This is a genomic window from Stenotrophomonas sp. TWI1183 (genome assembly GCF_039673115.1).
Classification (GTDB): domain Bacteria; phylum Pseudomonadota; class Gammaproteobacteria; order Xanthomonadales; family Xanthomonadaceae; genus Stenotrophomonas; species Stenotrophomonas maltophilia_AA.
In genome coordinates, this window is record NZ_JBDJKZ010000004.1 from 237,479 (window position 1) to 249,522 (window position 12,044).

General features: G+C 67.0%; 11 protein-coding genes. 9 read left to right on the plus strand and 2 right to left on the minus strand.

What is annotated here, in order from left to right; translation table 11 throughout:
* Window positions 1-82 precede the first annotated feature (82 nt).
* Entirely contained in the window at window positions 83-1,486 is a 1,404-nt protein-coding gene (locus ABE434_RS06355; protein WP_346478218.1) for an MFS transporter, read from the plus strand.
* Here the strand turns inward: ABE434_RS06355 and ABE434_RS06360 are convergent.
* Together ABE434_RS06360 and ABE434_RS06365 are read right to left on the minus strand one after the other, a co-directional pair.
* Window positions 1,460-2,233 (minus strand): TatD family hydrolase, encoded by a 774-nt coding sequence (locus ABE434_RS06360; RefSeq protein ID WP_346478219.1) that lies wholly within the window; start codon window positions 2,231-2,233, stop codon window positions 1,460-1,462. The genes ABE434_RS06355 and ABE434_RS06360 overlap by 27 nt on opposite strands.
* A complete protein-coding gene (locus tag ABE434_RS06365) occupies window positions 2,230-2,454 on the minus strand; it encodes a DUF6116 family protein (protein WP_346478220.1) in 225 nt (74 codons plus the stop codon). The genes ABE434_RS06360 and ABE434_RS06365 overlap by 4 nt, the downstream gene beginning before the upstream one ends.
* Window positions 2,455-2,613: 159 nt before the next feature.
* On the opposite strand from ABE434_RS06365, the gene ABE434_RS06370 reads away from it, so the two are divergent.
* From ABE434_RS06370 to ABE434_RS06405, 8 genes are all read left to right on the plus strand, one after another.
* Window positions 2,614-3,444 (plus strand): glycine zipper 2TM domain-containing protein, encoded by an 831-nt coding sequence (locus ABE434_RS06370; protein ID WP_123730792.1) that lies wholly within the window; start codon window positions 2,614-2,616, stop codon window positions 3,442-3,444.
* Window positions 3,445-3,575: 131 nt separating this feature from the next.
* Window positions 3,576-4,127, plus strand: a complete 552-nt coding sequence (locus ABE434_RS06375; RefSeq protein ID WP_346478221.1) for a GNAT family N-acetyltransferase — start codon at window positions 3,576-3,578, stop codon at window positions 4,125-4,127.
* Between the two features lie 90 nt (window positions 4,128-4,217).
* Window positions 4,218-4,877 (plus strand): glutathione S-transferase family protein, encoded by a 660-nt coding sequence (locus ABE434_RS06380; RefSeq protein ID WP_346478222.1) that lies wholly within the window; start codon window positions 4,218-4,220, stop codon window positions 4,875-4,877.
* A 47-nt stretch (window positions 4,878-4,924) separates the two neighbouring features.
* Window positions 4,925-7,204 carry a thiamine pyrophosphate-dependent enzyme gene (locus ABE434_RS06385; protein WP_346478223.1) on the plus strand — a complete coding sequence of 760 codons (2,280 nt, stop codon included), beginning with the start codon at window positions 4,925-4,927 and terminating at the stop codon, window positions 7,202-7,204.
* A 3-nt stretch (window positions 7,205-7,207) separates the two neighbouring features.
* Entirely contained in the window at window positions 7,208-9,151 is a 1,944-nt protein-coding gene (gene asnB / locus ABE434_RS06390; protein WP_346478224.1) for an asparagine synthase (glutamine-hydrolyzing), read from the plus strand.
* A gap of 167 nt (window positions 9,152-9,318) precedes the next feature.
* Entirely contained in the window at window positions 9,319-9,879 is a 561-nt protein-coding gene (locus tag ABE434_RS06395) for an NADPH-dependent FMN reductase (protein WP_346478225.1), read from the plus strand.
* A 214-nt stretch (window positions 9,880-10,093) separates the two neighbouring features.
* On the plus strand, window positions 10,094-11,518 hold the full coding sequence (locus ABE434_RS06400; protein WP_121037974.1) for a replicative DNA helicase: 1,425 nt from the start codon (window positions 10,094-10,096) through the stop codon (window positions 11,516-11,518).
* A gap of 237 nt (window positions 11,519-11,755) precedes the next feature.
* Window positions 11,756-11,971, plus strand: coding sequence for a hypothetical protein (locus ABE434_RS06405; RefSeq protein WP_346478226.1), 216 nt, complete (start codon window positions 11,756-11,758; stop codon window positions 11,969-11,971).
* Window positions 11,972-12,044 lie beyond the last annotated feature (73 nt).

Below are 12,044 nucleotides of genomic sequence, written 5' to 3' on the forward strand. Positions count from 1 at the left end.
GTATGGAGTGTGATTTCGGGGAATTTTAGAGGGTGCCCGCCAAGCCTAGCATGGACGGTCTCTTCTGCTTGTGGGACCCCAAATGGCAGCTTTTCCTGCTTCCGCGCGCGGTACGCTCTGGGCCGCCGCGCTCGGCTTCATAGTGGTGTTGCTGGACATCAGTGTGGTCAACGTCGCACTGGATGCTCTGCAGCATGAATTTTCAACCGATGTGGCCGGCTTGCAGTGGGTGGTCAATGCCTACACCCTGGCATTCGCCGCACTCCTGCTTACCAGCGGAGCGCTGGGCGACCGCTTCGGCGCGCGCCGGCTCTATCTTTCGGGCTTGGTGGTGTTCACTCTGGCGTCGGCTGCCTGCGGGCTTGCGGGCAGTCTGCCTGTGATGGTCGGGGCCAGGCTGATCCAGGGCATGGGTGCGGCGCTGCTGGTACCCAACTCGCTGGTCATGGTGCAGCAGGCATTTCCGGACAGCCAGGCGCGTAGCCGTGCCGTCGGGTGGTGGGGCGCTCTCGGGGGAGCGGCTCTGGCTGCCGGTCCCGTGCTGGGCGGAGTGCTGGTGGCGCACGCGGGCTGGCGCAGCGTGTTTCTGATCAATCTTCCGATGGGTTTGATCGGAATCTGCCTGACGCTCCGGCATGCGGTGCCGTCCGGCGGCGAACATCGGCGTGGCCTTGACTGGCGTGGGCAGGTGGCTGCCATGGTCGCACTGGCAGCGACCACCATGACCTTGATCGAGGCAGGCCAGCTGGGTTGGCAGCATGGCGTGGTGCGCGGAGGGGCGCTGTTGGCGCTCATGTCCCTCGCGGCCTTCCTCTGGATTGAAGCTCGCAGCACCTCACCGATGCTGCCATTGAATCTGTTCCGGAATCACACGTTCTCCATCGTCTCGTTGGCAGGCGTCGCGGTGAACTTCGCCTATTACGGTCTGATCTTCGTGTTCAGTCTGTTTTTTCAGACGCAGCAGCATCTGTCGCCGCAACAGACCGGGCTGGCCTTTCTGCCGATGACCCTCGTTCTGGTCGCACTCAATGTGGTGGCGGGGCGCCTGATTACGCGGCTCGGTCCCAGGTTGCTGATGTTCATGGGCCTTGCGCTGGCGGGATCGGGTTACCTGTTGTTGATGCGGGTAAGCATCGGGGGCCAGTACGCGCTGTTGATCGTGCCGATGCTGATGGCGGCAAGCGGGGTCGCCTTGGTGGTGCCGACCATGACCAACGCGACGCTTGCATCGGTCGAGCGGTCGCGGGCGGGCATCGCTTCCAGCGTACTGAACTGTGCGCGACAGGTCGGCGGCATGCTGGGTGTCGCCCTGTTTGGGAGCCTGGTCGCCGATGGCGCGCCGGATGCGTTCATGCATGGCATGCACATGTCGATCGGCATGTCGGCGGGAGCGCTATTGCTGGCGAGCGTCCTGTGCTGGTTTGGCATGCGGCCGGGGCCGCTCGATCCGTTGCGCGCTTCAGGAGAAACCGTGAAGCCCGAATAGAGTGCGCGCATTGGCCGTGGTCTGCGCGGCAACCGCCTCGGCCGGTTCCCCGCGCAGGCGTGCCACCGCCGCCAGGATCACCGGCAATCGCGCCGGCTCATTGCGCTGGCCGCGGATGCCCGCATCCGGCTGGTCCGGCGCGTCGGTTTCCAGCAGCAGCTGCTCCAGGGGCATGCTGGCTACCAGGCGGTGCAGGCGCTGGGCGCGGTCATAGGTCAACGGGCCGCCCAGCCCGATCAGGAAGCCCAGCTGGTGCAGCTGCCGCGCCTGCTCCGGGCTGCCGGAGAAGCTGTGGACTACGCCGCGCAGCCCGCCGATCTGCTTGATCGCCGCGATCACCGCATCCACCGCACGGCGCGCATGCACGATCACCGGCAGGTCGAAGTCGCGCGCCAGCCGCAGCTGGCCCAGGAAGTAGTGCAGCTGGGCGTCCGCATCCAGACCCTCGACGAAGAAGTCCAGCCCGCATTCCCCAACCGCGCAGGGGCGTTCGCGTTCCAGCCACGCCCCCAGCTCCTTCAGGTGTTCGGGGCGGTGCTGGTCCAGGAACATGGGGTGCAGCCCGTAGGCGGGGTGCAGCCCGTCGGCGAGCCGGCAGGCGTCGCGCAGCCCGGGCCAACTGGCGGCCGTGACCGCCGGCACGACCTGCGCCCGCACTCCGGCCGCGCGGGCGCGCGCGATCACTTCAGGGCGATCCGCATCGAACTCGCCCGCATCCAGGTGGCAGTGGCTGTCGATCAACCTCACGCGCGGCGCTTGGCCGGCAGTGGCGGCGGTGCCTTGTCGCCACGTCGTTTCCAGTTGGCCAGCAGCAGCGTGCCCAAGCCGAACAGGATTTCATCCACGAACGGCAGCGGGTCCGGAATCACCAGGGTCACGGCGAACAGGGCGGCGGTGATCTTGAACAGGGTGGGGTAGCGCAGCCGACGCGCCCATTCCAGCACCGGCAACAGTATGGGATTGGACATGGGGCACTCCTGGGCAGATGCTGTAAACGCTATCACGAGCCCAAGGCTCACCGAACCTGAATGGGCGACCGGATGTTCACGATCCGTGGAGATTCCGTTCAGGGTGGCCGTGCTGGAATTCACTCAAGAACGTTGCGGATCGTCCGCAAGGAGCCGGTTATGAAAAGTACAACTACTACTGCGTTGGTCGCTGCGGGTGCACTGCTGGTCGGCGGGATCGCCACCGCTGCCTTCATGAAGGGCGGCAGTTCCTCGCCCGATGCGGTGACCGCTGCTCAGACCCGGCCCACCCTGGACACCACGCCGCTCGCCGACGATGGCGCGCGCACCGACCAGCTGGCCATCGAAGACAAGGCTGGCAAGCTCGAGTACGCCGACATCGTCAAGGTCGATCCGCTGACCAAGAAGGAAAAGGCCTACGCCACCGTGATCGGCACCGAGCCGGTGCGCGAGACGTCCAGCACGCAGACGCCGCACGAAGTCTGCCAGGACGTGGTGGTCCAGGAACGTCTGCCCGAGCGCGACGGCAATGTCGGCGGTACCGTCGCCGGTGCCGTGATCGGCGGCCTGCTCGGCAACCAGGTCGGCGGTGGCAACGGCCGCAAGGCCGCCACGGCCGCAGGTGCTGTCGCTGGCGGCATGATCGGCAACCAGGTCGACAAGCGCCACGTCGGTGGCCGCGTGGTCAACCGTACCGAGCGCCAGTGCCATACCGAAACCGCGACCTCCGAGTCGACCCGCGTCACCGGCTACAACGTGACCTACCGCAATGAAGACGGCACCACCGGCACCATGCGCATGGCCAGCAAGCCGGGCAACCGCATCCCGATGGGCACCACCAATGCGGTCACCGGTTACAACGTGACCTACCGTTACGATGGCGCCGAGAAGACCGTGAAGATGGACAACAAGCCGAGCAGCGATCGCCTGCCGGTGATCGACGGCCAGCTGGTCACCCAGACCGCCGCACTGGATGCGAACAGGCAGTAAGTGCCTGCAGTTTGAATGCATCACCCGCACGCCGGCATCTGCCGGCGTGCGGCGTTTTGGGGGTCAGCGGTGCAGCGCGCCGATCTGTGTTCTGGGATCATCTGCGTACACCTGCACTCACAGAGGACGCCATGAGCATTTTCGACCTCCGGCTGGAGACCGACCGTCTGATCCTGCGCCCACCGCGCGTAGAAGATTTCGATGCCTTCCTGCGCTTCTGTTCGGATCCGGAGGTGATGCAGCACCTCGGTGGCGTGCAGGCACCATCGCAGGCCTGGCGCAGCTTCAGCTGCCTGGTCGGCAGTTGGCACCTGTATGGGTTTTCGATGTTTTCGGTGATCGAAAAAAGCAGCGGCCACTGGGTCGGCCGCATGGGCCCGTGGCAGCCGCTGGACTGGCCGGGCACCGAGGTCGGCTGGAGCATCCGCCGCGAGAGCTGGGGCAGGGGCTATGCGCCTGAAGCGGCGGTGGCCAGCATGGACTGGGCGTTCGACACGCTCGGCTGGGAAGAGGTCATCCACACTATCGATGCCGCCAACGAGAATTCCAAGGTCGTCGCGCGCAAGCTGGGCAGTTCGCTGCTGCGGATGGGCGAACTGCCGCCGCCGCATGCCGGCAAGCCGATCGAAATCTGGGGCCAGTCGCGCCAGCAATGGCAGCAGCGCCGCGCCACGCAGCGGTGATGCTGCACCCGCGCTTGGCAAAGGCGATGCGGTGAGGCCAGACTCGGCATCGCGGGCAGGCCGCCCGCGATGCATGGCCATGAGGGTGCGATGACGTCGTTGCGGGCTCCATTGACGGTGTACGGCATGTCCGTGTCGGGCAACTGCCACAAGGTGCGGATGCTGCTGGAGCAGCTGGGCACGCGCTACCACTGGGTCGAAGTCGACAGCGCGCACGGCCAGACCCATACGCCGGATTTCCTGGCGATGAATCCCAACGCCAAGGTGCCACTGGTGCAGCGCGACGACGGGCGCGTGCTGCCCGAATCCAACGCGATCCTGTTCTGGCTGGCCGAGGGCACGCCATATCTGTCCACCGATGGCTGGGAGCGCGCGCAGACGCTGCGCTGGATGTTCTTCGAGCAGTACAGCCACGAGCCCTGCCTGGCGGTCGCACGTTTCATCAGCGGCTGGACGCCCGTTGACTCGCCGCGCCGCAACGAGCTGCCTCGCCTGCGCGAGCGCTCGGCGCAGGCCCTGGCGGTGATGGAAGAGCACCTGGCCACGTCGCCATGGTTCAGTGGACGGGCCTACGGTATCGCCGATATCGCGTTGTTCGGCTACACCGATGTCGCGGCGGACGGCGGCGTCGCGCTGTCGCCGTACCCGGCGGTCCAGGGCTGGCTGCAGCGCGTGCGCGAGCAGCCGCGGTTCGTGCCCATGCCCACGCCGCTGCCGGAGGTGCAGGCCCTGTTCGCGCAGTCCATCTGAGGTCCATCCGGTTGTCCACATCCGCAACACGTCACGGAGGGTGATGCATGTTTGCCGTGGTTCCCGATCCGATTCCCGCACGCATGAAAGGCCTCAACCGGGCCGAGATCTGCGATGCCAATTTCATCGATTTCGTTCAGCAATGGCGCGGTGATCCTGCGCCGACGCCAGCACCCGGCAGCCCCATCCTGCCCGGCAGCACGCTGGATGCGCAGGGCTTTGCCGACCTGTTCGAGTCGCAGCTGATCAGCCGCCATCTCGACCTGATGGCGCGCGCGCTGCGCGTGCAGAACAAGGTCTTCTATACGATCGGTTCGTCCGGCCACGAGGGCAATGCGCTGGTGGCGCGCCTGGCCCGGCACACCGATCCGGCGTTCCTGCACTACCGTTCCGGCGGTTTCATGGCCGAGCGCTTCCGCAAGCTGCCGGGCATGGACCCGGTGATGGATGCGGCGCTTTCGTTCGCGGCCAGCCGGGACGATCCGGCCAGCGGTGGGCGCCACAAGGTGTGGGGCAGCAAGCCGCTGTGGGTGCTGCCGCAGACCTCGACGATCGCGTCGCACCTGCCCAAGGCGCTGGGGACGGCGCTGGCCATCGAAAGCGGGCGTCGCATCGGCCACACCCTGCCGATTCCCGAGGACAGCGTGGTGATCTGTTCCTTCGGCGATGCCTCGGCCAACCACGCCACCGCGCAGACCGCGTTCAACACGGCGTCGTGGGCCGCCTACCAGCGCCTTCCCGCGCCGATCCTGTTCGTCTGCGAGGACAACGGCATCGGCATTTCGGTCAAGACCCCCGATGGCTGGATCGCGCAGAGCTTCGCGCACCGCCCGGGCCTGGATTACTTCTTCGCTGACGGTCTGGATCTGGTCGAAGGGCATGCGCAGGTGGAGCGCGCGCTGGCACATTGCCGGCAGACGCGGCGCCCGACCTTCCTGCACCTGCGCACCACGCGTTTGATGGGCCACGCCGGTACGGATTTCGAAATCGAATGGCGGCCGTTGCCGGAACTGTGCGCGGCCGAGGCCAGCGATCCGCTGCTGCGCTCGGCGGCGATCGCGATGGCGTCCGGCTGGATGACGGCCGGGCAGGTGCTCGATCTGTACGAGCGCGTGCGCGTGCGCTGTTTCGCCGCGGCCGCCGAAGCGGATCGACGCCCGAAGTTGTCGGCGCTGGCCGAGGTCATCGCGCCATTGGCGCCGTATTCGCCGGCGGCGGTGCATGCCGAAGCCACGCGAATGGCCGGCGATGAGGCGCGCGCCGCTGCATTTGGCGGTCCGGCGCAGTTGCCGGAAACACAGCCGCCGCGCCATCTGGCGATACAGATCAACCAGGCACTGCACGATCTGATGGCCAAGTACCCGTCCACGCTGCTGTTCGGCGAGGACGTCGCGCAGAAAGGCGGGGTGTACACGGTCAGCAAGGGTCTGCTCAAGGCCTTCGGGCCGCGCCGTGTGTTCAATACCCTGCTCGATGAAACCATGATCCTGGGCATGGCGCAGGGCCTGGCCAACCTGGGCATGCTGCCGATCCCCGAGATCCAGTACCTGGCGTATCTGCACAATGCGGCGGACCAGCTGCGGGGCGAGGCCTGCTCGCTGCAGTTCTTCTCCAACGACCAGTACCGCAACCCGATGCTGGTGAGGATCGCCGGGCTGGGGTACCAGAAGGGCTTCGGCGGGCATTTCCACAACGACAACTCGATCACCGCGCTGCGCGATATTCCCGGGCTGGTGGTCGGCTGTCCTTCGCGCGGCGACGATGCGGCGATGATGCTGCGCACGTTGGCGGCGCTGGCGACCGTCGATGGCCGCGTCGCGGTGTTCCTCGAGCCGATCGCGTTGTACATGACCAAGGACCTGCACGCGCCCGGCGATGGCCAGTGGCTGTTCCCGTATCCGGCCGCCGACCAGGCACTGGTGCTCGGCGAGGGCCGGGTCTACGCGCCGGAGGCCAGTGACCTGGTCATCTTCACCTATGGCAACGGCGTGCCGATGAGCCTGCGCACGGCACGGGCGATCGAGCAGCAGCTGGGCTGGCAGGTGCGGGTGGTCGACCTGCGCTGGCTGGTGCCGCTCAATGCGGGTTTCATCGCCGCGCAGGCCGCCGATGCCCAGCGCGTGCTGGTGGTCGATGAAGGCCGGCACAGCGCCGGGGTGGGCGAGGGCGTGATCACCGCGCTGGTCGAGGCGGGGCTGGGGCACCTGCCGATCCGGCGGGTATGCGGCGCCGATACCTACACGCCGCTGGCGGGGGCAGCATTGTGCGTGCTTCCAAGCGACAATGCGGTATTGAACGCCGCCCTCGCGCTGGCGCAGGACCCTTGATACATGTGTGGATTGGCAGGCATGCTGCTGCCCGCTCCGGCAAGAGAGCAGGCAGCACTGGAAGAACAGGCGCGGCGCATGGGCGACGCATTGGTGCACCGCGGCCCGGATGACAGTGGGGTGTGGGCCGATGCCTCGGCCGGCATCGCGCTGGCGCATCGCCGGCTGAGCATCCTGGACCTGTCGCCGCTGGGCCATCAGCCGATGACCTCGGCCGATGGCCGCTACGTGCTGGCCTACAACGGCGAGGTCTACAACTTCGCCGAGCTGCGCGCCGAGCTCGAAGCCCTGGGGCATGGATTCCGCGGCCATTCGGATACCGAAGTGCTGCTCGCCGCCATCACCGAGTGGGGCTTCGACGAGACCCTGCAGCGCAGCAACGGCATGTTCGCCATCGCTCTGTGGGACCGCGCCGAGCGCTGCCTGTGGCTGGCCCGCGACCGCGTCGGCAAGAAGCCGCTGTACTACGGCTGGGCCGGTGAAACACTGGTGTTCGGCTCCGAGCTCAAGGCGCTGTGGCAGCATCCGGCCTTCGACAACGAGGTCGACCGCGATGCGCTGACCCTGTTGCTGCGGCTGGACTACATCCCGGCGCCGCACTGCATCCACGAGCGCTGCTTCAAGCTGATGCCCGGCCGCGTGCTGCGGCTGGATGCCGAGGCGGTCGCCGCCGGCGCCGCCGCCCATCGCCCGGACCAGTTGCAGCAGCCGTTCTGGAATGCGCGCGAGCGCATGCAGCAGGCGCTCGCCGCGCCCTTCACCGGCAACGAGGCCGAGGCCGAAGAGCGCCTGGATGCCGTGCTGCGCGACGCGGTCGCGCTGCGCATGGTGGCCGACGTGCCAGTCGGCGTGTTCCTCTCCGGCGGCACCGATTCCTCGGTGGTGGCCGCCCTGATGCAGGCGCAGTCGAGCCAGCCGGTGCACAGCTTCAGCATCGGCTTCACCGGCTCGGACCATGACGAGGCGCCGCTGGCGAAGTCGCTGGCCCAGCACCTGGGCTGCGATCACACCGAGCTGTATGTCAGCGGTGCCGACGCGCTCGCGGTGGTGCCCAGCCTGCCGGCGATGTTCGACGAACCCTTCGCCGATGCCTCGCAGGTGCCCACGGCGCTGGTCGCCAAGCTGGCGCGGCAGGGCGTGACGGTGGCGCTGTCGGGCGACGGCGGCGATGAACTGTTCTTCGGTTACACCCGCTACCAGCGGGCGATGCGCAACTGGCGCCTGCTGGGCAAGGTGCCGGCGCCGCTGCGGCGCTGGATGGCCCGCCACGCGCACACGCAGGGCGAGGCCTCGCGCACCGGCGGCCTGGCTGCGCTGCTGGCCGAGTCCGGCGCGCGTGGCATTGGTGATGTCTACCGCAACCGTATTTCGCGTTGGCGCGACCCGGTTGCCGCCGTGCGTGGCGCGCAGGCGGCCGGTAGCTTCTACGACCTGGCCGATCCGCTGCACGGCGCCGGCTCGCCGGCGGACGCGATGATGCTGGCCGATTTCAGCACCTATCTGCCGGATGATCTGCTGTGCAAGGTGGATCGCACCAGCATGGCGGTCAGCCTGGAGGCGCGTGCGCCGCTGCTGGACTGGCGCGTGGCCGAGTTCGCCTGGTCGCTGCCGATGGCGATGAAACAGCGCGACGGGGTCAGCAAGTACCTGCTCAAGCGCGTACTCGGCCGCTACGTGCCGCAGGACATGGTGCACCGTCCCAAGCGCGGCTTCGGTGCCCCGGTCAGTGCGTGGCTGAAGGGCGACCTGCGCGGCTGGGCCGATGAGCTGCTGGATCCGGCGCGGCTGGCCGAGGAGGGCGTGTTCAACGTCGAGGCGATCGCCCCGCTGTGGCAGCAGTTCAAGCAGGGCGAGCGCAAGTGGCACACCCATCTGTGGAACGTGCTGATGTTCCAGGCCTGGCAGGCGCATTGGCGCAACGCACGCGCCGACGTGACACGCGCATAGCGCCGCCTGTGCTGTCAGGTCTGGGCGGAAGGCAGCCACCCATGGGGTGGCTCTACCGGATGTGGTGTCGGCTGTAGAGCCACGCCATGCGTGGCTGACGCCGCCTTCACCGTTGCCGAAGGTAGGCCCGCCTAGGCTGGTCCTTTCCCCCGAACGGAGATGACGTGATGGCCGAATACAAGATCGCCGTACTGGTCGGAAGCCTGCGAAAGGGCTCCCACAACAAGGTGCTGGCCCGCGCGCTGGAGAAACTGGCGGCCGGCAAGGCGGTGTTCTCCTACGTGGAGATCGGCGACCTGCCGCTGTACAACCAGGATTTCGACAAGGACTACCCCAGCCAGGGCGTCCGCCTGAAGCAGCAGATCCGTGACGCGGATGCGGTGCTGTTCGTCACCCCCGAATACAACCGCTCGGTCCCGGGCGTGCTCAAGAACGCCATCGATCTCGGCTCGCGCCCGTATGGCGACAGTGCCTTCGCCGGGAAGCCGGCGGCGGTGATCGGCGCCTCGATCGGCGTGATCGGCACCGCGCTGGCCCAGCAGCACCTGCGCAACATCCTGGCCTACCTGGACATGCCGGTGCTCGGCCAGCCCGAGGCCTTCCTGCACTTCAAGGAAGGGCTGATCGACGAAAACGGCACGATCAGCAACGCCGGCACCAAGGACTTCCTGCAGGGCTTCGTGGACACATTCATTGCCTGGGTCGGCACCCACGGCGGCACGCACTGATCCACCGCGAGCGGGTCATGCTTCTGCGATAATGGCGTGGACGGACGTCGCAAGGGCGTCCGTCGCACGCGATGCGACGGCCCCGGCCGATCGTACCGGCAGGCGCCGGTATCCCCAGCTCATCCACTGTTTATCCACAGGTTTGTGCATGGCTGCGGGGCTCCCCGCGTGCCTACCATGTCCCACGCCTCACATTGCAGGAAGTACGCCCCCCATGTCCGCCCGTTCTGGCTTCCGTTCCGACCGCAAAGACCGCGGTGACCGCTTTGATCGCGATGAGATGCGCATCGACGCCCTGCGCGTGCCGCCGCATTCGATCGAGGCCGAACAGGCGGTGCTGGGCGGGCTGATGCTGGCCCCGGAGAGCTATGACCGGGTCAACGACCAGCTGACCGAAACCGACTTCTACCGCCGCGATCACCAGATGATCTACCGCGCGATCCGCGAGCTGTCCGAGCGCGACCGTCCGTTCGATGCGGTGACGCTGGGCGAGTGGTTCGAATCGCAGGGCAAGATGGAGCTGGTCGGTGACGGCGCGTACCTCATCGAACTGGCCAGCACCACGCCGTCGGCCGCCAACATCAGTGCCTACGCGGAGATCGTGCGTGACAAGGCGGTGCTGCGGCAGCTGATCCAGGTCGGTACGGACATCGTCAACGACGGCTTCCAGCCCGAAGGCCGCGAGAGCAGCGAACTGCTCTCGGCAGCGGAAAAATCCGTGTTCGCGATCGCCGAGCAGGGCGCACGTGGCCGCACCGATTTCGTGGCGATGCCCGGCGCGCTGAAAGACGCCTTCGAAGAGCTGCGCAACCGCTTCGAGAACGGCGGCAACATCACCGGCCTGCCGACCGGCTACACCGATTTCGATGCGATGACCGCCGGCCTGCAGCCGACCGATCTGATCATCCTGGCCGCGCGTCCGGCAATGGGCAAGACCACGCTGGCGCTGAACATTGCCGAGTACGCCGCGATCAAGTCCAAGAAGGGCGTGGCGGTGTTCTCGATGGAAATGTCGGCCTCGCAGCTGGCGATGCGTCTGATTTCCTCCAATGGCCGCATCAACGCCCAGCGCCTGCGTACCGGCCAGCTGGAAGACGAGGATTGGAGCCGGGTGACCGGTGCGATCCGGATGCTGAAGGAAACCAAGATCTTCATCGACGATACGCCGGGCGTGTCGCCGGAGATCCTGCGTTCCAAGTGCCGCCGCCTCAAGCGCGAGCACGACCTGGGCCTGATCGTGATCGATTACCTGCAGCTGATGAGCGTGCCGGGCAACAGCGAAAACCGCGCGACGGAAATCTCGGAGATCTCGCGTTCGTTGAAGGGTCTGGCGAAGGAGCTGAACGTGCCGGTGATCGCGCTTTCCCAGCTCAACCGCTCGCTGGAAACGCGTACCGACAAGCGCCCGGTTATGGCCGATCTTCGCGAATCCGGCGCTATCGAGCAGGATGCGGACATGATCGTGTTCATCTACCGCGACGACTACTACAACAAGGAAACGTCGCCGGACAAGGGCCTGGCCGAGATCATCATCGGCAAGCACCGAGGCGGCCCGACCGGCTCGTGCAAGCTCAAGTTCTTCGGCGAGTACACCCGGTTCGACAACCTGTCGCACGATTCGGTGGGTTCGTTCGAGTAGCGCCGAAGGCGCTACGGTAGTGCCGGCCGCTGGCCGGCTCCCATGGAACTGTCATCGTGCGGAGCCGGCCAGCGGCCGGCACTACCATTGAAACTGTCATCGTACGGAGCCGGCCAGCGGCCGGCACGACCGTTTCATCGGCCTATCGCCGGTTTCGTCGCAAACCCGTTGCAGCGCGCCCACGCCGCGCGCGATGCTGGTCTGCGGGCGGCAGGGTGCCGCCAACGGAGACCGACGATGAAGACCCTGTTCGCCCTGGGCGTGTGGTGCCTGCTGTTCGTGCTGTGCTGGCCGCTGGCGCTCCTGGCCCTGGTAGCGTGGCCGTTCGTGTGGCTGTTGAGCCTTCCGTTCCGCCTGGTGGGCATCACCTTCTCGGCGCTGTTCGCGTTTCTGCGCGCGCTGTTCATGCTGCCGGCGCGGGTGCTGAGCGGCGGTCGCGTCGCGACGGCCTGAGGCCCCCCAAGATCGGGGGTAGTGCCGGCCGCTGGCCGGCTGCTTTTTCTATCCGGATCACGTGGAGCCGGCC